The organism is Pandoraea sp. XY-2, from assembly GCF_004193915.1.
Lineage (GTDB): Bacteria > Pseudomonadota > Gammaproteobacteria > Burkholderiales > Burkholderiaceae > Pandoraea > Pandoraea cepalis.
In genome coordinates, this window is sequence record NZ_CP030849.1 from 4,936,219 (window position 1) to 4,957,417 (window position 21,199).

The 21,199-nt window shown below is 65.1% G+C and carries 18 protein-coding genes and 2 pseudogenes; 4 read left to right on the forward strand and 16 right to left on the reverse strand.

Going from position 1 to position 21,199, the window contains the following annotated elements; all coding sequences use genetic code 11:
• Positions 1 to 31 precede the first annotated feature (31 nt).
• Both flgM and DRB87_RS22420 read left to right on the forward strand, forming a co-directional pair.
• On the forward strand, positions 32 to 370 hold the full coding sequence (gene flgM / locus DRB87_RS22415) for a flagellar biosynthesis anti-sigma factor FlgM (RefSeq protein WP_017233630.1): 339 nt from the start codon (positions 32 to 34) through the stop codon (positions 368 to 370).
• A complete protein-coding gene (locus DRB87_RS22420) occupies positions 367 to 825 on the forward strand; it encodes a flagella synthesis protein FlgN (RefSeq protein ID WP_130027571.1) in 459 nt (152 codons plus the stop codon). The genes flgM and DRB87_RS22420 overlap by 4 nt, the downstream gene beginning before the upstream one ends.
• A gap of 17 nt (positions 826 to 842) precedes the next feature.
• On the opposite strand, the gene DRB87_RS22425 is transcribed toward DRB87_RS22420, so the two are convergent.
• Positions 843 to 1,169: a type II toxin-antitoxin system HicB family antitoxin gene (locus tag DRB87_RS22425; RefSeq protein WP_130027572.1), complete on the reverse strand. Its 327-nt coding sequence runs from the start codon at positions 1,167 to 1,169 to the stop codon at positions 843 to 845.
• On the opposite strand from DRB87_RS22425, the gene DRB87_RS23320 reads away from it, so the two are divergent.
• Positions 1,168 to 1,404, forward strand: a complete 237-nt coding sequence (locus tag DRB87_RS23320; RefSeq protein ID WP_206100045.1) for a hypothetical protein — start codon at positions 1,168 to 1,170, stop codon at positions 1,402 to 1,404. The two genes, DRB87_RS22425 and DRB87_RS23320, sit on opposite strands and share 2 nt — an antisense overlap.
• A gap of 414 nt (positions 1,405 to 1,818) precedes the next feature.
• Positions 1,819 to 2,097, forward strand: coding sequence for a hypothetical protein (locus DRB87_RS22435; protein WP_130027573.1), 279 nt, complete (start codon positions 1,819 to 1,821; stop codon positions 2,095 to 2,097).
• A gap of 73 nt (positions 2,098 to 2,170) precedes the next feature.
• Here DRB87_RS22435 and DRB87_RS22440 read toward each other — a convergent pair whose 3' ends face one another.
• From DRB87_RS22440 to cheA, 15 genes and pseudogenes are all read right to left on the reverse strand, one after another.
• Positions 2,171 to 2,899: an RNA polymerase sigma factor FliA gene (locus DRB87_RS22440; protein WP_017233626.1), complete on the reverse strand. Its 729-nt coding sequence runs from the start codon at positions 2,897 to 2,899 to the stop codon at positions 2,171 to 2,173.
• A 37-nt stretch (positions 2,900 to 2,936) separates the two neighbouring features.
• Positions 2,937 to 3,812, reverse strand: coding sequence for a hypothetical protein (locus DRB87_RS22445; protein WP_130027574.1), 876 nt, complete (start codon positions 3,810 to 3,812; stop codon positions 2,937 to 2,939).
• Complete coding sequence (gene flhF / locus DRB87_RS22450; RefSeq protein WP_130027575.1) at positions 3,805 to 5,079, reverse strand: flagellar biosynthesis protein FlhF; 1,275 nt, start codon at positions 5,077 to 5,079, stop codon at positions 3,805 to 3,807. Before flhF ends, DRB87_RS22445 begins: the two co-directional genes overlap by 8 nt.
• Positions 5,076 to 7,183 (reverse strand): annotated as a pseudogene (gene flhA / locus DRB87_RS22455) (flagellar biosynthesis protein FlhA). Before flhA ends, flhF begins: the two are co-directional and overlap by 4 nt.
• Positions 7,184 to 7,360: 177 nt before the next feature.
• A pseudogene (flhB, locus tag DRB87_RS22460) lies at positions 7,361 to 8,337 on the reverse strand (flagellar type III secretion system protein FlhB); the annotation flags it as partial.
• 186 nt (positions 8,338 to 8,523) lie between these two features.
• Complete coding sequence (gene cheZ / locus DRB87_RS22465) at positions 8,524 to 9,117, reverse strand: protein phosphatase CheZ (RefSeq protein WP_051060153.1); 594 nt, start codon at positions 9,115 to 9,117, stop codon at positions 8,524 to 8,526.
• Between the two features lie 83 nt (positions 9,118 to 9,200).
• A complete protein-coding gene (gene cheY, locus DRB87_RS22470; protein ID WP_017233620.1) occupies positions 9,201 to 9,599 on the reverse strand; it encodes a chemotaxis response regulator CheY in 399 nt (132 codons plus the stop codon).
• A gap of 134 nt (positions 9,600 to 9,733) precedes the next feature.
• Positions 9,734 to 10,756 carry a chemotaxis response regulator protein-glutamate methylesterase gene (locus tag DRB87_RS22475; protein WP_240756346.1) on the reverse strand — a complete coding sequence of 341 codons (1,023 nt, stop codon included), beginning with the start codon at positions 10,754 to 10,756 and terminating at the stop codon, positions 9,734 to 9,736.
• Between the two features lie 53 nt (positions 10,757 to 10,809).
• Positions 10,810 to 11,484 (reverse strand): chemoreceptor glutamine deamidase CheD, encoded by a 675-nt coding sequence (gene cheD / locus DRB87_RS22480; protein WP_017233618.1) that lies wholly within the window; start codon positions 11,482 to 11,484, stop codon positions 10,810 to 10,812.
• 1 nt (position 11,485) lies between these two features.
• A complete protein-coding gene (locus DRB87_RS22485) occupies positions 11,486 to 12,427 on the reverse strand; it encodes a CheR family methyltransferase (protein ID WP_130027577.1) in 942 nt (313 codons plus the stop codon).
• A 35-nt stretch (positions 12,428 to 12,462) separates the two neighbouring features.
• Positions 12,463 to 14,085: a methyl-accepting chemotaxis protein gene (locus DRB87_RS22490; RefSeq protein WP_240756111.1), complete on the reverse strand. Its 1,623-nt coding sequence runs from the start codon at positions 14,083 to 14,085 to the stop codon at positions 12,463 to 12,465.
• 94 nt (positions 14,086 to 14,179) lie between these two features.
• Positions 14,180 to 15,952 (reverse strand): methyl-accepting chemotaxis protein, encoded by a 1,773-nt coding sequence (locus DRB87_RS24050; RefSeq protein WP_130027579.1) that lies wholly within the window; start codon positions 15,950 to 15,952, stop codon positions 14,180 to 14,182.
• 71 nt (positions 15,953 to 16,023) lie between these two features.
• Positions 16,024 to 18,363, reverse strand: a complete 2,340-nt coding sequence (locus tag DRB87_RS24055) for a methyl-accepting chemotaxis protein (RefSeq protein WP_130027580.1) — start codon at positions 18,361 to 18,363, stop codon at positions 16,024 to 16,026.
• Between the two features lie 71 nt (positions 18,364 to 18,434).
• Entirely contained in the window at positions 18,435 to 18,950 is a 516-nt protein-coding gene (locus DRB87_RS22505; protein WP_017231684.1) for a chemotaxis protein CheW, read from the reverse strand.
• 17 nt (positions 18,951 to 18,967) lie between these two features.
• Positions 18,968 to 21,190 carry a chemotaxis protein CheA gene (gene cheA, locus DRB87_RS22510; protein WP_130027581.1) on the reverse strand — a complete coding sequence of 741 codons (2,223 nt, stop codon included), beginning with the start codon at positions 21,188 to 21,190 and terminating at the stop codon, positions 18,968 to 18,970.
• Between the last annotated feature and the right edge of the window lie 9 nt (positions 21,191 to 21,199).

Genomic DNA, 21,199 nt, shown 5'->3' on the forward strand with positions numbered 1-21,199 from the left:
CGTTACACAGGCAGGTTTCAGGGGAAAGCATATGAAAATCGAACCACCCGCCAATCCGTTGACTGGTGTCGGTCCGGGCAAGGCGCCGACCGACCGGACGACTGCCGCCACGGCGAGCGCCGAAGGCACGAACGCGTCTGTCGCCAGCACGGGCAGCGGCGCGAACGTGAGCGCGAGCGCGCTGTCGTCGGAGATGCGCGCCTTACAGGCAGCGCTGGCGAAGACGGGGTCTGCCGATATTGACGTGGCCAAGGTGGCCGCGATCAAGCAGGCCATCTCCGAAGGAAAGCTCGTCATTGATCCCAGCAAGATTGCGGACGGCCTCATTGCGACCGCGCGCGATCTGCTTTCCACGCAATCGAAGTCATGACCACTGACGCCCTGCTGAAAACTCTCGCCGCCGAAACGAACGCCATTCGCGCGTTTTCGACGCTGCTTCTCGAGGAACAGCAGGCATTGGTCAATGGCATGCTCGACGCGCTGCCGGAGTTGACCGAGCGCAAGACGCAAGCCGTGACCGACCTCGCGGCCCTTGGGCGCGAACGCGACACCGAGCTGGAAGCCTTGGGCTATCGTCCGGACGAGTCGGGCGCCACGGCGGCGGCCGCTGCCGACACCGGCATCGACGCCGCGTGGAAGGCGCTGCTGGACGCGGCGATCGAAGCCAAGCGTGCCAATGAAACGAATGGCGTGCTGATTCGCACACGTCTGACCTACACGCAGCAGGCGCTGAACGTGTTGTATGGTCCGCAACAGAACGCCCCGCTCTACGGCCCCGATGGCCGCACCGCCCCGCGATCGAGCGGCGGCAGCGTTACGGCCTGACTACGGCTTGACGCGATCTAATTCGCCGCAAGCTTAAGACTCGCCAGCCGATTCAGGCTGACCCCCAGTTCTGCCGCTTCGATGACCAATGCGCGATGTAGCGTTGGCGGGATGCGCACGCGAAATTCACCGCTGTAACGATGCTCGGCCAGTGGTTCCGGCACCGTTTCCCCATTCGCCTGCAAATCGGCGACTACCTCCGTCACCACCTTCCGGATACCGTCCAACGCCCCTTCCGGCGTCGCATCGAGCCAGGACAACGATGGGAATTCGGCACACAGCCCGACGTGTTCACCATCTTCCGGCGACCAGGTCAGACGGTAGGTGTAATGATTAATGTTCATGATCTCGGCCCTCGAATTTGCAGATGGCATTCAAGACCTGGCGCACCTGATAAACCTTCGCCATGCCTCCCGAATTCTGCAAATTGATGCGAGGATTCCCATGCCATGGCGTTTTGAAGAGGGTGTGACTGCCCGACCGACGCGGCGCACCAAAGTAGGCTTCGCAGAGAAACACCAACTCGACAAATCACACATTGGCGGGTTCGCGAGCTATCTTGGCGAGAAGTTTGGATGAGGACGGCATGCCAGAACGGTGCCAATAATAGCACCATTCATTCAAGGCCGATTTGTCTGAAAAGTTGGAACCTTGCCGCGCCCAAATGCAAAAAAGCCCTCGAAAACGAACTCCCGAGGGCTTGGCTAAATGAGTGTGGCTTAACGCTTCGAAGTCCGCACCGTCGCACACAACGGCCAGATTGCCTGGGCCTTATCCGAAAGACGGTGAGTCGCCCCGTCTCGTCAAACGGCGAGAAAAGGTCGCACGCCGAACGCTTTCTCGCTGCTCCGTGCAGAAGATGCCATCGTCACCTCCCCAAATATCGCGGCTCATCGGGTCACACTTCCCTGTCTTGGCAACGCATCCAACAGGGAGACTCCATGAACCCAGACCACGAATTTGTCGGAAAGCCTATCGCCGTGGGCGCCTGACATGACGACAGCAGCCATGGCGGATGGGGTCGGCATCGCCGGTGCGCTCCTCGTCGTCGCGGCCTATTTCCTGAATCTTCTCGGAACGCTCCCCACCAACGATTATCGTTATTCCGTCTTGAATCTGTGCGGATCGGCGATGATCGTCTACTCGCTCGCGTACAACCCGAATCCGGCCTCGCTGCTCATCGAGGTCTTCTGGGTCTCCATCAGTCTTTATGGCTTGCTCAAGTCATTGAGAGAACGCCGACGAGCCCTTCGAGCCCACCGCAATGGCTAAGCCAGAGGCCATTGAGCCACAGCCGAGTCGGTCGAGCGCACCCCTTCCGCCCATCGGACACCCGCCCGGCACCTTAACTCGCCGACGTCCAAGCCTTCTCACGCAACGTTGTGCGCAGGCGCGAGATCGCCTGGCTATGCAACTGGCAGACGCGCGATTCGCTCACTTCCAGCACCGCGCCGATCTCGCGCAGATTCAAGCCCTGGTCGTAATACAGGCTCATGAGCAACTTCTCGCGCTCCGGCAGCCGATCGATCGCATCGATCACGCCGCCGCGCAGGCCTTCGTCGAGCAACATCGTCAGCGGATCGGCGCCCGGATTCGCACAGATCCGGTCGATAAACGGCTCTTCGTCCGCCGAATCGAAATCCTCGTAATAGACCAGCTGGCAACCATGCACGTCCTGCAGCATCTGCTGATATTCGGCCAGACCGATCGACAGCTCGCCCGCGATCTCGCTCTCCGACGGCCCCCGGCCCAACCGTTGCTCCAGTCGTTGCACCGCCTTCTCGATCTGACGCGCCGTCTTGCGAATGCCGCGCGACGCCCAATCCAGCTCGCGCAACTCGTCGAGCATCGCACCACGAATGCGCTGGCTCGCGTAGGTTTCGAACTGCGCGCCCTGCGTCTCCTGATACCGGTTCGCCGCATCGAGCAGCCCGAGCATGCCCGCCTGAATCAGATCTTCCAATTCCACGCTCGCCGGCAGCTTCGCCATCAGTTGCAGCGCCAAACGACGCACCAACGGCGCGTATTGCGTCAGCGTGTCGTTCGTGTCGACCTTCCCGCTCGCGGTATACATGTTTCCCTCCGCTTCCTCTCGACGCGTGCCGTGTCGCTCAGGCCGTGTGTGCGCTCACCGCGCCCACGCCAAGCGTTATGTCGTTGCCGCGCTCGCCGCCGATGTCACCCACCCCGGCGCCCAGCGCGGCCAGCCCCGTCTCTCGCACGGCCAATGGCCAATGCATCACCTGCGCCGCCAATTGCCGATACGCCACCGCCGCCGGCGCCATCGGGAACGCATCGACCACGGTGCGCGTCAATTGCCGCGCGCGCACGACCTGCCGATCCATCGGCACATGGCCCGCCAGCTCCAGCGACACCGCCAGATAACGGCTCGCCGTCGTGGCCAGATTGCGGCACACCACGCGCGCCTCCACATCCTCCGCGCGATTCACCAGCACCCGGAACTGCGCCAACGCATACTCGAAATGCGCCTGCTTGATCCACGAATACGCCCCCGTGATCGACGCCGGCTCGCACCCCAGCACCACCAGTACATCGTGCGCGTGCGCCGCGAGCGGACTGAGCACCGCCCCGGCGTGCGTGCAATCGATCACCACGACGTCGGGCTCGCCGGTCGTCAACAGCGGCAGCGCACGCAACGGATCAATGCGTTCGGGATGCCGATGCGCCACGGACACCACCACCACGTTGTCGCGCGTGTGCACGCGAATCGCTTCGGGCGACACGCGTCCGGCCAGCACGTCGTGAATGTCGCCGCGCAGCGGCAGACCGAGCGCCGGCGCCGCATGGCCACTCTCGTCGGCCAGCACGACATCCTGACCGTGATGCGCCAGGGCGCTGGCCAGATTCAGCGCGGCACTCGTCTGACCCGCTTCAGGCGCACTCCCCACCACCGCGACGATGCGCGTGGCGTGACGCGCCACGAGTCGGCGCAGACCTTCCGCTTGATCGAGTACGAGCTTAACCAAAGCAAGCCTCGCCTGAGGGTTGTGCGGGCGCGAACAGCCCGCTGTATTGGGGGTCGACGCCGCGCACCACGGCCGGCAGGTCTTCTTCGGCCGGCACGAACGGCGAGCCTGTGACCGGCGCGGAAAGTGCGGTGTCGATCAGGAACGGCTTGTCGGCCACGTGCAGGTTCTCCGGCACACGCTGTCCCGTGGACACATAATGCACCGGCAATCGGTGGCGAATCACCGTATCGAGCACCGACCCGAGATTGGTCGATTCGTCGAGTTTCGTGAGAATGCACCCTGCCAGATCGCCACCGCCTTGCGCGCTCGCGCTGCGGTAGGCGTGTACCACCTCGTTGAGCGTATCGCCATGGCTCGTGGCGTTGAGCAGCAACAGACGCTGCACCGGCGTCTCGGCGCCGCACAACATCGCCACCTGCTCCGGCACCGTACGGTCTCGCTGGCTCATGCCCACCGTGTCGATCAGCACCATGTGCTTGTTGCGCAATTCGGTCAGCGCCAGACGCAGGTCCGTGGCATCTTTTACCGCATGCACCGTCACGCCGAGAATCTTGCCGTAAATGCGCAGTTGCTCATGCCCGCCGATACGATAGCTGTCGGTCGTGAGCAGCGCGAGCTTCTCCGCGCCGTGCCGCATCACGCAGCGCGCCGCAAGCTTGGCCGTCGTGGTGGTCTTGCCCACCCCGGTCGGCCCCATCAGCGCATACACGCCGCCGCGGTCCATCAGTTCGTCTTCGTTCGGCATGACGGGCAGATTGCGCGTCAGCGCGCGCCTCACCCATGCCAAGCCGCTCTCCAGATCGCCGCCCTCCGGCAGATGTTCGAGCAGCGCCCGGCCCAGTTGCGCCGAGAACCCGGCGGCGAGCAGCGTGCGCAGAATCTCGCCCTGCGCCGGGGAACGACGTTGCTTGTCGTTCCAGACCAGCCCGGCGACCTGCTCTTCCAGCAAGCCGCGCATGCTCTGAAGTTCATCCATCATGGTTTGAGCAAACGCGCTCGTTGCCCCGGCATCGTGGGCCGCCGCGATCGGCGCGCCAGTGACGGCAGCGACCGGGGCGACAGGCACCGCCGGGCGTGGACGCGGCCGGTGGGTCGGCATGTCGCCGCCCGCGAGCGCGTCAAGATCCTCTTCCGCCAACGCGACGATTTCCACGCCATTGGCGACCGAGCGATTGGACAACACGACCGCATCGGGTCCGATTTCCTCGCGAATCTGGCGCAGTGCATCGCGGCACGTGCCCGCAAAGAATTTCCGAATCTTCACCCTTGACCTCCGATGAGTGCCGTCATTTTCACATTCCGTGTATCAGGCACTTCCGCATACGACAAAACCTTGAGCTGCGGCAGGCTGCGGCGCAAGAAGCGCGAGAGCAGCGAACGCAGCGGATGTTGGACCAGCAGTACCGACGGCAGGCCCTGACGCTCCTGACGTGCCACGGCGGCCTGCGTTTCCCGCAGCAACGTGTCCGCGAGACCCGGCTCCAGCCCCGTGCCACCGCCTGCCGACAACGCCTGCGTAAGAATTCGTTCGAGATTGGCGTCGAGCCCCACCACCTCGAGATCGCCACTTCCCGGGAACACGCTTTGCGTGATCGCGCGGCCGAGCGCCAGGCGCACCAGCGCCGTGAGGTCGTGGGCGTCCTGTACGCGCGCGCCGTGTTCGGCGAGCGTATCGATGATCGTGCGCATGTCGCGAATCGGCACCTGCTCCTCGAGCAGGTTCTGCAAGACTTTCTGCAACGTGGTGAGCGCGATCGTCTTCGGAACCAGATCTTCGATGAGCTTGGGCGCGTCCTTGCCGATGCGCTCGATGAGCTGCTGCACTTCCTGACGGCCCAGCAACTCATGCGCGTGGGCGTTGATCAGGTGGTTCAGATGGGTGGCGACCACCGTCCCGGCATCGACCACCGTGTAGCCATACGCCTGGGCCTGATCGCGCTGACCGACATCGATCCACGTCGCCGGCAAGCCGAAGGCCGGATCGCGCGTGGGCGTGCCCTGCAGTGGCGCGCTGACCTGCCCCGGATCGATGGCGAGCAGTTGTCCCGGATACGCTTCGCCTTCGCCGATGACCACGCCCTTGAGCGTGATGCGGTACTGGTTCGGACGCAGCTCCAGGTTGTCGCGAATGTGCACCACCGGTGCGAGAAAGCCGATTTCCTGAGCGAATTTCTTGCGGATGCCCTTGATGCGCTTGAGCAATTCGCCGTCCTGATTGCGGTCGACGAGCGGAATCAGCCGATAGCCGACTTCCAGTCCGAGCGGGTCGACGAGCGCCACGTCGTCCCACGACGCTTCGGCCACTTCGGCCGGCGCGCTGGACGCCACGGGGGTCGGACGCGCGGCCTGTTGCTTCTCGGCCTCGGCGCGGCGGAACTGATAGCGAGCGAGCGCCCCAGCCCCAAGGCCAGCAGCAGAAAGGCGAAGTGCGGCATGCCCGGAATCAAGCCCATCAGACCGAGAATCGCCGCCGTGATCCCCAGCACGCGCGGATTGCTGAACAGTTGCGAGACGACCTGCTGGCCGATGTCTTCATCGGTGGCCACGCGCGAGACGACCACACCGGCGGCCGTCGAGATCACCAGCGCGGGGATCTGCGCGACGAGACCGTCGCCAATGGTCAGCAGCGTGTAGTTCTTCGCCGCCATGCCGATATCCAGCCCGTGCTGGGCCACGCCGACGATCAGCCCGCCGACGATGTTGATGATCATGATGAGCAGACCGGCGACCGCATCGCCGCGCACGAACTTCGATGCGCCGTCCATCGAGCCGTAGAAGTCGGCTTCCTGGGCGATCACCGAGCGACGCTTGCGCGCCTCCTCCTCGCCGATCAGTCCGGCGTTCAGGTCGGCGTCGATGGCCATTTGCTTGCCCGGCATCGCGTCGAGGGTGAAGCGCGCGCCGACTTCGGCGATGCGCCCGGCGCCCTTCGTGATCACCATGAAGTTGATGACCACGAGGATGATGAACACCACGATACCGACCGCGTAGTTACCCCCCACCAGGAAGTGGCCGAACGCCTCGATCACCTTGCCGGCGGCGTCCGGCCCGGTATGGCCTTCGAGCAGCACCACGCGGGTGGACGCCACGTTCAGCGACAGACGCAGCAACGTGGAGAACAGCAGCACGCTCCTCGGGAACGCCGCGAAGTCGAGCGGCTTTTGCGTGTACATGCTCACGAGCAGCACCATCACCGCCAACGCGATGTTGAACGTGAAGAGCAGATCCAGGATGAACGGCGGCAACGGCAGGATCATCATGCCCAGAATCATGATGATCAGCACCGGCGCGGCGAGTGACTTCAGATTGCCGCCGAGGAGCAGTTGCGACGAGCGCAGTAGCTGGTTCGCGCGAGGATTGAGGTTCATTCGTTACACTCGTTTCGACCCGGCGCGCCGCGGCGCGTCGAGTTCGGCCGGCACCGGCAGATCCGACGGGGTGACGGGCGCGGCGCCCCCCTCGGTGCGCCAGCGGCGAAGCTGGAAGACCCACGCCAGCACTTCGGCCACGGCCGTGTAAAGCGTCGCTGGAATTTCCTGACCGATATCCACGTGCGCGTGCAGAGCCCGTGCCAGCGGCGGAGCTTCGAGAATCGGAATGTGGTGCTCGGCGCCCATCTCGCGGATGCGCTGCGCGACGAGATCCGTGCCCTTGGCCAGCACGCGCGGCGCGGTCATGTTTTCCTTGTATTCGAGCGCGACGGCAAAGTGCGTCGGGTTGGTCACGATCACGTCGGCCTTGGGCACGTCCTGCATCATGCGACGGCGCGCCGTCTGGCGCTGCAACTGGCGGATGTGCGCCTTGAGATGCGGATCGCCTTCGCTTTCCTTGTTTTCCTGCCGCACTTCCTCTTTGGTCATGCGCAGCTTCTTGTAGTGCTGCCAGAGCTGGAAGGGAACGTCGATGGCCGCCACCAGCATCAGCGATGCCACGATGAACGCACAGCACACCGCGATCAACTCGCCCACATACGGCAAGGCCGCGCGGGGCGACTGCGTCATCAGCCCCATGACTGCGTCGCGGTCGCGCGCAATCGCCCAGTAGGCCACGGCGCCGACGAGCAGCGTCTTGGCCACCGCCTTGACGAGTTCGACCAGCCCCTGCACGGAAAACATGCGGCCCAGCCCTTGAGCGGGTTCAGGCGGCCGAAGTTGGGCGCGAGCGACTGGGTGGTGAAGAGCCAACCGCCCAGTGCCATCGGGGCGACGATCGCCGCGAGCACCAGCACACCGAGCAGCGGGGCAATGGCGATGAGCGCGTCGGCGCCCGAGCGGGCGGCATAGGAGAGCATGCGGTGGGTGTCGAGGGCGGTGCCCGGCTCGAACTGCATCCCGTGGCGCATCAGTTGGGCGAAGCCTTGCGAGATGCGGTCAGCCGTCATCCACAGGCCGGCCACCCCGGCCGCCAGCAAGGCGAACGTGGACAGTTCCCGCGAACGCGCAACCTGTCCTTCCTCGCGCGCCTTTTCAAGGCGCCGGGGAGACGCAGGTTCCGTCTTTTCGAGATCGCTATCCTCAGCCATGCCTTATCCACTGCGGGCGGACGAAGCCACCCTATCGCGACCGATTATGGCCGTAACCGTCAAGTCACAAAGGGGGGAATAGAGGCGGGATTGGGCGGTATTTCGCGCCGGCGTCCGGCAAAGGTCGGAAACGCCGTCAAAAAGCGACGCCCCGGCAGCCCGTCGACGGGCCGGCGGGGCGAATCCTCAGAAGCCGAGGCTGGCGAGCAGGTCGTCGACCTGCCCTTGATCGGACACGATATCGGTGCGGCCGTCGGTCTTGACCTGCGGCCCGTTGAGCAGCGAGTCTTCGGCTTCCTTGCGCTTCTCGGGCGGCATGTTTTCGAGCAGCGTCTGCAACAGGTGCTTCTCGATCTCCTGCACGACATCCATGATCTTCTTGATGACCTGCCCGGTCAGATCCTGGAAGTCCTGCGCCATCATGATTTCCATCAGATGGTGGTTGGTCGCGCGCGTGTCGTCCGGCACCCGGCGCAGATACGTGCGCGTCTCCACGACCAGCTTGCGGGCATCGTCGAGTTCGAGCGGCTCGTCGAACCACTTGGCCCAGCGTTCGTCGAGTGCGTTGGCGTCCGCTTCGAGACGATCCTGAAGGGGCTTGGCCAGCTCGATGGCCGTGAGCGCCCGCACCGCCGCCTGCTCGGTCAGGGTGGCGACATAGTTCAGGCGGTCGCGCGCATCGGGAATCGCCTCGGCCGCCTGCTCGAGTTGCTTGTCCAGCCCGAGTTCGCGCAGGTTGTCACGCAGCATGCGCGTCAGCTGCCCAACGCGCATGAGCATGCGCGCGGACGGGTCCGCTTCGCCGGTCACGTAAGCGCCGTTGGGCTCACCCGGCCATTCAGTGCTCGCCTCGTGGGTCACGCTCACGCCCCTGTCTTAACCATTTTCTCGAAGATCTTGCCCAGCTTTTCATCGAGCGTCGCGGCCGTAAACGGCTTGACCACATACCCGCTCGCCCCGGCCTGGGCGGCCGCGATAATGTTTTCCTTCTTCGCTTCGGCCGTGACCATGAGCACCGGCAGCTTTGCGAGGTTCGGATCGGCTCGGATCTGCTGAAGCATCGTCAGGCCATCCATGTTCGGCATGTTCCAATCCGAGACCACGAATTCGAAGCTGCCGCCACGCAGCTTGGCCAGCGCCGCCGCACCGTCTTCCGCCTCGTCGACATTGGAGAAGCCTAGCTCCTTGAGCAGGTTTCTCACAATCCGGCGCATCGTCGGAAAATCGTCGACGACCAGGAATTTCAAGTTCTTGTCTACCATCATTACTCCAATTCAGCCGGCGCCCCGCGGGGCCGGCGATATTCATGGGCAGATTTCGCCACCACTCGGTGCCCCAAGTGTGTCCGCAAATCGACGCGACGCATACGGCGAAAAAACGCCAAAAAAGCGCCCTACTATACCCGCTGGGTGCGATCGCCAAATTTCGCAACCTGATGCAGCACTTTGCGGGCCATTTCGTGCAACGGCACCACTTCTTCCGCCCCACCCATCGCAATGGCCTCGCGCGGCATGCCGAACACGATGCAACTCGCCTCGTCCTGCGCGAAGGTGTACGCGCCGGCCCGGCGCATTTCCACGAGTCCGGCCGCGCCGTCGCGGCCCATGCCCGTGAGAATCACGCCGATCGCATTGCGGCCGGCGTGAACCGCCGCGGAGCGGAACAATACATCGACTGACGGACGATGTCGATTCACCGGCGGCGCCGCGTCGAGCAAGGCCACATAGTTCGCGCCGCTGCGCGAGAGCTGCAAGTGGGTGTCGCCGCCCGGCGCGATGTACGCGTGGCCCGGCAGCACCCGCTCGCCATGCTCGGCTTCCTTCACCGTAATGCGGCACAGGCCGTTCAGGCGCTGCGCGAACGACTTGGTGAAGCCCGCCGGCATATGCTGGGTAATCAGAATCGCCGGGGCGTCCGGCGGCATCGGCACGAGCACCTCACGGATCGCCTCCGTGCCGCCCGTCGACGCGCCGATGATGATCAGCTTCTCCGTCGACACCAGCGGGTTACGCAGCAGCGGCGCCGCTTCGACCGGCACGGGCGTCGCGCTCTTGGGCGGGGCGCTGCGCACGCGGGCACGCGCGGCGCCACGAATCTTGTCGGCAATCATCTCGCCGTACTCGAGCATGCCGTCGCGAATGCCCAGGCGCGGCTTCGTCACGAAGTCCACGGCGCCGAGTTCTAGCGCGCGCAGCGTGACTTCCGAGCCGCGCTCGGTCAGCGACGACACCATGAGCACCGGCATCGGACGCAAACGCATGAGCTTCTCGAGGAAGTCGAGCCCGTCCATGCGCGGCATTTCGACGTCGAGCGTGAGCACGTCCGGGTTGTGCTGCTTGATCAGGTCGCGCGCCACGATCGGGTCGGGGGCGGTCGCCACAACGGTCATGTCCGGTTGCGCATTGATGATCTCGGTCATCAGGCTGCGCACGAGTGCGGAATCGTCCACGCACAGGACTTTGATAGGTTCGCTCAAGCCTCCTCCATTTGTCGGTTGTCAGGCCCCGGCCGAGGCTTGGCGTTTCTGGCCGGTGGCGCAAAGAGTTCTACGGAACCCCGGACTTCGCGAGCACGCAGTCGCTGCGCGTACGCCTGTTCGCGCTGGGCAATGGCCGGGTCGCCCCGGTCGCCCAGCTTTCTGACCATCACCCGCCCGGTGCGCGGCAAGAAGCATACCTTGCGCGGATGCGGTCCGAGAAGATCCTGCGCCGTGACGCGAATCTGCTCCATCTCCAGATAGCGCAACACGAAGTTCGCATTGCGATCGCCGATGTTCAGCGTGGTCATGCCCGCGAGCACCGCGCCGCCGCCGAAGACCTTCGCCTCGAGCCGTTCGCGCCGTGCGCCGAGCTTGATCAGCTCGTTGATGAGCATTTCCATGGCGTAAGCGCCGTAGCGCATCGACGCCGAGAGTATTCGGTTGCGCTCGCTCTCGCCATCGTCGGGCAACATGAAATGATTCATGCCGCCGATACCCGTGACGGTATCGCGCACACACGCGGCCACGCACGACCCGAGCACCGTCACGAGCATGATGTCTTCGGTCGTGACGTAGTACTCGGACGGCAGCAGCTTCACCGCCTGCGTGTCGAACGCATTGTCGAAGTAGTGGTTGGTGGCGAGCGCCTCGGCCAGTGGCTGCGTCATGTCAGGCCCCTCGCGCGCTCGAGCCCGCCAGCTCGTACACCGTCTGTCCGCGCAGCCGGAACGCCTGACTCACGTACGTGAAGTTCTCGGAATGCCCGGCGAAGAGCAAGCCGTCCGGCTTGAGCAAAGGCACGAAGCGCTCGAGAATGCGCGCTTGCGTGGCCTTGTCGAAATAGATCATCACATTGCGGCAGAAGATGACGTCGAACGGCCCGCCGATTTGCCACGACGGCGCGAGCAGGTTGAGCGGCGCGAACGTCACCAGTTGCTGCAGCTCCGGACGCACCTTGATCTTGCCCTCGTTGGCCCCCGTGCCCCGCAGGAAGTGGCGGCGCAACTGCTCTTGCGAGAGCTTGCCGGTCTGCTCGCCGCTGTAGACCGCGCTCGATGCCCGCGCGAGCACCTGCGTATCGAGATCGGTGGCGAGCACGCTCGCGCTGGGCCGCGTGCCGAGCGTGTCGACGAGCGTCATCGCAATCGAATACGGCTCTTCGCCGGTCGACGCCGCGCAGCACCAGATCGAGATCGGTTTGGCCCGCTGACGCACGAAGTCGGCCAGCAGCGGGAAATGATGCGACTCGCGGAAGAACGACGTCAGGTTGGTCGTCAACGCATTGGTGAACGACTCCCATTCGGTCTCGCCGGTGTCGGCCTCGAGCATGTCGAGGTATTCGGTGAAGCTCGTCATGCCGAGCGCGCGCAGGCGCCGCGCGATGCGGCTGTACACCATCTCGCGTTTGTGCTCCGCCAGGGCGATCCCGGCGCGCTGATAGATCAGATTGCGGATGCGGCCGAAATCGGTCAGCGAGAAAGCGAAGTCGCGCTCGCCGGAGAGGGCGGCACCGCTGGCGCGCGCGAACTCCGCGCTGCGCGAGCCGACGTCGCCGTCGATGCCCGCGGCGCCCCGACGTGTCGTAGGTGAGGTCGTGCGCGAATCAGTCATGTCGTCTCACTTTGCCACCGCGGCAATCGTTCGCGCTATGCCGCGCGAGCCAGGGGTTGCGGCGCCGGCCCGCGACGCGGCGCGCCCATCGCGTGAACGGCCACGCCGGTACCGCTCGTCTGGAACACCGCCACCGCCGCGCGCAGATCGTGCGCCTGCGATTCCAGCGATCCCGCCGCGGCTGCCGCTTCTTCCACGAGCGCCGCATTCTGCTGCGTCACCTCGTCCATCTGCGTCACGGCGCGGTTGACCTGCTCGATACCGCTCGACTGCTCGTTCGATGCGGCCGAGATCTCCCCCATGATGTCCGTCACGCGCTTGACCGCCTGCACGATCTCACCCATGGTCTGCCGCTGCTGCGCGACGAGCGCCGTACCGTCCTGCACGCGGCGCGCCGACTCTTCGATCAGCGCCTTGATTTCCTTCGCCGCCGCCGCACTGCGCTGCGCCAGCGTGCGTACTTCGCCCGCCACCACGGCAAAGCCACGGCCCTGCTCGCCCGCACGGGCGGCTTCCACGGCGGCGTTCAGCGCCAGAATGTTGGTCTGGAACGCGATCCCGTCGATCACACCGATAATGTCGACGATCTTGCTCGAGCTGGTCGATATGCCGTCCATCGTCTCGCCCACCTTTCCGGAGACCTGACCGCCACGGGTCGCGATCTCCGACGCGTTCACGGCAAGCTGGCTCGCCTGGCGGGCGTTGTCCGCGTTCTGCTTGACGGTGGCGGTGAGTTGCTCCATCGACGACGCCGTTTCTTCGAGCGACGCGGCCTGCTGTTCGGTGCGTGCCGACAGATCCGTGTTGCCCGCCGCAATTTCCTGCGCCGCCGTCGTGATCGATTCGGTGCCCTCGCGGATCTGCCCGATGGTCTCGGCCAGCGTGCGCTGCATGCGTTGCATCGCATGGAGCAGGCTGCTGTTGTCGCCCGGCGCCAGCATCACGTGGCTTTGCAGATCGCCACTCGCGATGCGATGGGCGATGTCGGCCGCGTATTCCGGCTCGCCGCCGAGACTGCGCTGCACGTTGCGAATGATCGCGATCATGGCGGCCGTTACGATGGCACCGATGAGCAACAGGGCAATGCCGTAGCGAATCAACGCACTGTAGAACGCTTCGTCGACGTCCTGCATGTACATGCCGCTCATCACACTCCAGTCCCACGGCGCGAAGTACTTCACGAACGAGAGCTTTTCCAGGCGCTTGTCGCTGCCCGCGACACGACCGTGGTATTCGACGAAGCCCGAGCCCTTCTCCTTGGCGACGCGAGCCATCTCGACGAACAGCAGCTTGCCGTTCGAATCCTTGTAGTTCGAGACGTCCTTGTTCACCAGATCGGCCAGCGTCGGATGCATGAGCACGACCGGCTTCGAGTCGAACACGACCAGGTAGCCGCTGTCGCCATAGCGCATTGTCTTCAGGCGAGCCATGGCCTGTTGCTTCGCTTCGTCGACGCTGATCTTGCCCGCCGCCGCTTGTGCCGCGTAGTCGCGCACGATACCGTCGGCACTCGTGACGACGCTTTGCACCGCCGCACGCCGCTCGGACACCATCGTGCTGCGTTCATGCCAGGCGGCCCAGCCGCCGAAAATCAAAAGACCTAGCCACATCAGCGCAAGCGCGGACCAGAGTTTTGCCTTGAGACTCAATTGCTTCATGATGTGACCCTCCACTACCTGCACGTCGCGTGCGCGATGCGCGCGACGGTTTTCGTCTTGCCGATTGCTGCCAGAGTGCGCGCGCGGCGCGCGATCAGAAGGTCTCCCAGTCGCCGCCGGCGTCATCTGTGCCGGTGCGGGTGCTTACCGCCGGAGCCGCCGCCGGTGCCGGTCTGCGCGGTGCGGCGGTCGCGGCCTTCGGGGCCACGGCTGACGTCGGTGCGGACGCAGCGGGCGCCGTCGCCTTCACCTTCTTCGCAACGGGACGGGCCACCGGTGCGGCCGCGAGCGTCGGCGCCGTGTGGCTGGGCGCCGCCTGACTGGCGTCCAGACGGAACACCGAGACGACCGTCTTCAAACGATTGGCCTGCTCTTCGAGGGAGCCGGCCGCGGCTGCCGCTTCTTCCACGAGCGCCGCGTTCTGCTGCGTGACTTCGTCCATCTGCGTGACGGCGCGATTGACCTGTTCGATGCCGCCCGATTGCTCGCTCGATGCCGCCGAGATCTCACCCATGATGTCGGTCACGCGCTTGACCGCCTGCACGATCTCTTCCATTGTCTGACCGGCTTGCTCGACGAGCGAGGAGCCGTCCTGGACCTTGTGGGAGGAGTCTTCGATCAGTTCCTTGATCTCCTTGGCCGCCGCCGCACTGCGCTGCGCCAGTGTGCGCACTTCGCCCGCTACCACCGCGAAACCACGGCCCTGTTCGCCGGCGCGCGCGGCTTCCACCGCCGCATTCAGCGCCAGAATGTTGGTCTGAAAGGCAATCCCGTCGATCACGCTGATGATGTCGACGATCTTGTTCGAGCTGGTCGAGATGCCCTGCATCGTGCCGACCACGCGGCCCACCACTTCGCCACCGCGTGCGGCGATGTCCGAGGCGGTCACGGCAAGCTGGCTCGCCTGGCGCGCGTTGTCCGCGTTCTGCTTGACGGTGGCGGTGAGCTGCTCCATCGACGACGCCGTCTCTTCGAGCGACGCGGCCTGCTGTTCGGTGCGTGCCGACAGATCGGTATTGCCCGCGGCAATCTGCTGCGCGGCCGAGGTGATCGACTCGGTGCCCGAGCGGACCTCCGTCACAGTGCGCACGAGGCTGTCCTGCATATGCTTCACGCCCTTGAACAGACGCCCGGTTTCGGTGTCGTTCCACACTTCGATGCGCTGCGTCAGGTCGCCGCCCGCGATCCGCTCGAAATGCTTGATGGCGTCGTCGATGGGGCCGACGACGGCGCGCGTGAGCGTGATCTGCGTGATGATGCCCACGAGCAGGCCGATGACCAGGCCGATACCGACCAGCCACATCACCAGCGTGTAGCGGGCCTGGGCGGCCAGGTAACGGTTCTCGGCAATCTTGTTCTGGAAGTCGGCCAACGCCACCATCGCCTTGGTGTAATCGGAGAACAGGCGCGGCACGTCCATGACCGTCTTGGCGTGAAAGTCCGGGATATCGCCCGACTCAATGGCCTTGAGCGCGGGCACGATGCCCTCGTTGACCACCTTGCCACGGGCGGAGATCACTGCATCGGCCAATGGCTTTTCGCTGTCGGACATCGGCTTCGCCGCGTAAGCGCCCCACGCGTCGTCTGCCGCCTTGAGGTTCTGACGCACGCGGTCGATGGCCGTCTTGATCTCGGTCGGATCGGCAATGAACTCGATGCGCGAGAGCGTCACGCGAGCCGACAGGGTGGAAATCGTCGTCTGTGCGAGGGAGCGCGACGACGCCATGTCGTTCCTGTAGATATCGCGCAGCGACGCATTGCTTTGTTGCAGCGAGAGGAGACCCGCCGCGGCGCCGACGGCCAGCAGCACCATGAAGAGTCCCAGCGCCAGCGTCAGCCGTGCCCGGATGGTGACATTCTTAAACATAACGATCTCTACCTCGTGAAGACCGGCCTGCGGCCGGCGTATCCATCTCAACTATCCGAATTACCGACCCGTCAAAATTCTTCCCACTCGCCCGAATCACTCGCGTTTGCACCCGACGTCGATCCGGCCGATCCGCCCGCCGGTGGCTTGCCTCGACGCGCGGCCAGTTGCAGCACCTGCGCGTCCTCCGGCGTGCCGGCGGCGGCGGGCGCCGGCGGCGCGGATGACTGCGGGCGTCGCGTGACGGTGCGCGTGGCGCCGCCTGCGCTGGCCCGTGCCGGTGCCGCGCGGGTCGCCGAGACCGACGGGGCCGACGTCGTAGCGGCCTCCGGCTGGCCTTGCGCGGAGGCGCTGTGATGCACGGTGGTGCTGTGCGCCGCGGCTGCCTTGAAGGCGTCGCCGACACGGAACACAGCCACGGCGTCGCGCAAGCGACCCGCCTGATCTTCGAGCGAACCCGCGGCCGCCGCGGCTTCTTCCACGAGCGCCGCGTTCTGCTGAGTGACTTCGTCCATCTGCGTCACGGCGCGATTGACCTGCTCGATGCCGCTCGACTGTTCGCTCGATGCCGCCGAGATCTCGCCCATGATGTCGGTCACGCGCTGCACCGCCTGCACGATTTCCTCCATCGTCTGACCGGCCTGCGCCACCAGCGTCGAGCCGCTCTCCACGCGCCCGACCGAGTCTTCGATCAGCACCTTGATTTCCTTGGCCGCCGCCGCGCTGCGCTGCGCCAGCGTGCGCACTTCGCCGGCCACCACGGCAAAGCCGCGGCCCTGTTCGCCCGCGCGTGCCGCTTCCACCGCCGCGTTCAACGCCAGGATGTTGGTCTGGAACGCGATGCCTTCGATCACGCTGATGATGTCGACGATCTTGTGCGAACTCGACGAAATCCCGTGCATCGTGTCGACCACGTTGCCGACCACGCGGCCGCCGCGGGCGGCGATCTCAGAGGCGTTCACGGCCAGCACGCTCGCCTGCTTGGCGTTGTCGGCGTTTTGTTTGACCGTGGCCGTGAGCTGCTCCATCGACGACGCCGTCTCTTCCAGCGAGGCCGCCTGCTGCTCCGTGCGCGCCGACAGATCGGTGTTGCCCGCCGCAATTTCGTGCGAGGCCACGTTGATCGATTCGATGCCTTCGCGCACGTCCGAAACGATAGACAGCAGGCTGTTCTTCATGACGGTAAGGCCGAAGAGCAACTGGCCGATTTCGTCGCGCCCCGTGCCTTCCGCCTTGACGGTCAAGTCGCCCGCCGCGATCTGCTTCGACATCGAGAGCGCCACGCGCAATGGGTGATTGATCGCGCGACGCAGCACGCTGCCGAGAACGAACAAGAGGATGATGCCGCCGATCACCGCGATCACGGTGGCCGCACGCACGAAGGTGTGGGCTTTCTGCGATTGCTGATACAGGTCGGTCGCCTGGGTGAGTTCAAGGCGCGTGAGCACATTGAGTTCGTCACGCATCGGGCCATAGGCCGGCTTCACCTTTTCGAGATACGTCTGCTGGGCGCCTTCGGCCGAACCGGCCTTGAGCATCTCGACCGTCTGTTGCAGGCCGTCGGTCGTAAAGCGCTGGCGAATCGTGTTGAAGCGCTCGGCTTGCGCGCGCGTGTCCGGGTCGACCGACGCCATGTATTCGGCCCACTCGCGGTTGATGTCGTCGAGGCTGCTCGTGATCTCGTCGCCCGCGCGTTTCATCGCGTCGAGGTTCGGGCTGCCCACGGCTTCGGCCACGAGCAATACGTCGCGGTCGAGCTTCTGGCCGATGACCGCCAGCGTACTCACCGGCACCATGCCGTGCTGATATACGCGCAGCAGTTTCCCGTTGCTGCTCGACATCCCCCAGAGCCCCAGACCGCCGACCACGGCCAACAGCGTCGCACCGAGCACGATGATCCCGGTCAGCCGCGCGCGCAGCGTGTCCAGACGGATCTTGCGCGCCACCGCCGCGAATCCGCCGCGCTCGACCTGACCACCGCGAATGCGCAAGTTGCCGGCCTGCCCGCTGCGAAAGCGCGCGTAGACCGTCTCGGCCTGCGCCGTCGTGCCTGCCGCCGGACGCACGCGCACCGACGTGAAGCCCACCACGGCGCCGTTCTCCAGCGTCGGCGTTACCGTTGCGAGCACCCAGTAGAAATCGCCGTTCTTGCGGCGGTTCTTGACCAGCCCGGTCCACGTATCGCCGCGCTTGACCGTCTCCCACAGATCGCCAAACGCTTCCGGCGGCATGTCCGGATGGCGAACGATGTTGTGCGGTGCGCCCAGCAGTTCTTCACGCGAATAGCCGCTCACCTCCACGAAGGCGGGATTGGCATACGTGATCCGCCCCTTCAGATCCGTCCGTGAGATCAGGTACTGATGCTCGCCGATGACGAATTCATTCTGGGTAACGGGCTGGTTATTGCGCACGTGCTCGGTCTCCGTGGATGACAGGTCGGGGGTCTCGGGTGTGTCAGGTGTGTCGGGTGGCGCGCCGGGTCTCAGCTCGCCAGACGCTCGATGAGCGCCATGTCGCTGCTGGTCATGAGCTTCTCGATGTCCATCAGGATCAGCATGCGGCCTTCGACGGTGCCCAGTCCGGTGATGTACTCGGTGGCCAGTTGCGCGCCGAATTCCGGCGCCGGCTTGATTTCGCCACGGGCGAGCGTGAGCACGTCGGAGACCCCGTCGACCACCATGCCGACCACGCGGCCCGCCACGTTCAGAATAATCACGACCGTTTGCGTGTTGTACTCGACGCGGCCCAGACGGAATTTGATCCGCATGTCCACGATCGGCACGATGATGCCGCGCAGATTGATCACGCCCTTGATGAAGTCCGGCGCATTGGCGATGCGCGTGACCGCGTCGTAGCCGCGAATCTCCTGCACCTTCAGAATGTCGATGCCGTATTCCTCGTCACCGAGCGTGAAGACCAGAAACTCCTGACCGTCGCCATCGGTCTGCATGGCGCCGCCCTGGCGCGACACGGCATGTTCTTGCGAAAGGTTGTCCATCTGACGCGTCTCCGACTTCAGTTGAAGATGGTGGCGGCCGCCGAGCGCTGGCCGCGCTGAAGCGCCGCCACGTCGACGATCAATGCCACACTGCCGTCACCCATGATGGTGGCGGCGGAAATACCGTGAATACGGCGGTAATTGGTTTCGAGATTCTTCACCACGACTTGCTGCTGACCGACCAGTTCGTCGACGAGCAGCGCAAAGCGGCGGCCTTCGGCCTGAAGGATCACGATGATGCCCTGCGTGGGATCGGCGCGCGCCTCCGGCACGTCGAACGCGCGGTACAGCTCGACGAGCGGCAGGTACTCGCCGCGCACCAGCACGACCTGACCTTCGCCGGTCACGGCGCGAATGTCGTCGCGACGCGGCTGCAGCGACTCCATCACGAAGTTCAGCGGCAGAATGAAGATCTCCGGTCCGACCTTGACGGACATGCCGTCGAGAATCGCGAGCGTGAGCGGCAGCACGATGCGGATCGTGGTGCCCTTGCCGCGCGTGGACAGAATCTCCACGTGCCCGCCCATCTGCTGGATGTTGCGCTTGACGACGTCCATGCCCACGCCGCGGCCCGACACGTCGGTGATCGCCTCGGCGGTGGAGAAGCCCGGCATGAAGATCAGTTGCCATACGTCTTCGTCGGACATCGCGTCCGAGACCGGCAGCCCCTGCTGCTGGGCCTTGGCAAGAATCTTCTCGCGACGCAGGCCCGCGCCGTCGTCGCTCACTTCGATCACGATGTTGCCGCCCTGATGCGCCGCGGACAGCACGAGCTGACCGACCGGGTCCTTGCCCGAGGCCAGGCGAAGCTCCGTCGTCTCGATGCCGTGATCGAGGCTGTTGCGCACGAGGTGCGTGAGCGGATCGATGATGCGCTCGATCAGGCTCTTGTCGAGTTCGGTCGCCTGACCGAACGTGACGAGTTCGATCTGCTTGCCCAACTTGGTCGCGAGGTCGCGCACCAGGCGCGGAAAGCGCGAGAACACGTAATCCATCGGCATCATGCGGATGGACATCACGGCCTCTTGCAGGTCGCGCGCATTGCGCTCGAGCTGGCCCATGCCGTTGAACAGACGATCGTGAAGCATCGGATCGAGGCTGCTCGCCGTTTGCGCGAGCATCGCTTGCGTAATCACCAGCTCGCCCACCAGGTTGATGAGCTGATCGACCTTCTCCACGCCCACGCGAATCGAACTGTTCTCGTGTCCGGCCGCGCCGCCCGCCGGTGCGGCCACGCGCTTCTCTGCCGGCGGATGCGCCCCATTGCCACCACTGCCACCGGCAGCGCCGGCATGCGCGGCGGGCGCCTCGGGCGGCACGATGATCGGCTCGGCCGCAGGCGGCGGCACCGGTGCCTCCTCGGCAGCCGCCGCCACCGGGGCGGCGACCGGCACTTCGATCGGTGTCGCGGCGACCGGCGCCGGAGCAAAGATTTCCGAGGTCTGGACCGGGGCGGCCACCGTCGTCTCGACCGGTGCCGTGGCGGCCATCGCCGCTGCCGCCGTCGCCGCGTCCTGCACGTCGATCTGCGACGGCTCGATCACGAAGCAGCACACCGCGAGAATGTCGTCGGCGCCGCACGTGGTATCGAGCCACAGGTGCAGCGTGTCGCCGCTCGACTGGCGGCCAGCCACGTCACCCAGGTTGCCCAGTTCTTCCGCGAGCAACGTCTGGTCCTTCTCGCCCACGCCGGTGAGCGTGACCTTCAGACGCGTCTGGCCCGGCGGGACAGCGCTTGCGGGCGCGCCGCTCGCGTCGGTCGCCGCTACGCCTGCGCCCGGGGGAGCGGCGGGCGCGGCAGCCGTTGTCGATGCGGCAGGCGCCACGGGGGCGACAGGGGCGGCCGGGACACCGCTCTCTTCGGCGGCAAGTTGCTGAAGGACGGCGCAGATGCGCTTCATCGCCTCGGCATCGGGCTCACTGGAGGCGCGGTAGGCATTCAACTGTTGATGCAACACGTCTTTGGTTTCCAGGAAGGTGTCGACCATCTCGGTGCGCAACTGCAATTCGCCGCGGCGCGCGCGGTCCAGCAGGTTTTCCAGCAGGTGAGTGGTCTCGGTGAGCGCGGTGAAGCCGAACGTCGCGGCGCCGCCTTTGATCGAGTGCGCCGCACGGAAGATCGCATTGAGCTGCTCGTTATCGGGTGCATTGATATCGAGCGCGAGCAGGAGATGCTCCATCTCGGCGAGCAACTCTTCCGCTTCATCGAAAAAGGTCTGGTAGAACTGGGTGATATCCACCGATTTCCT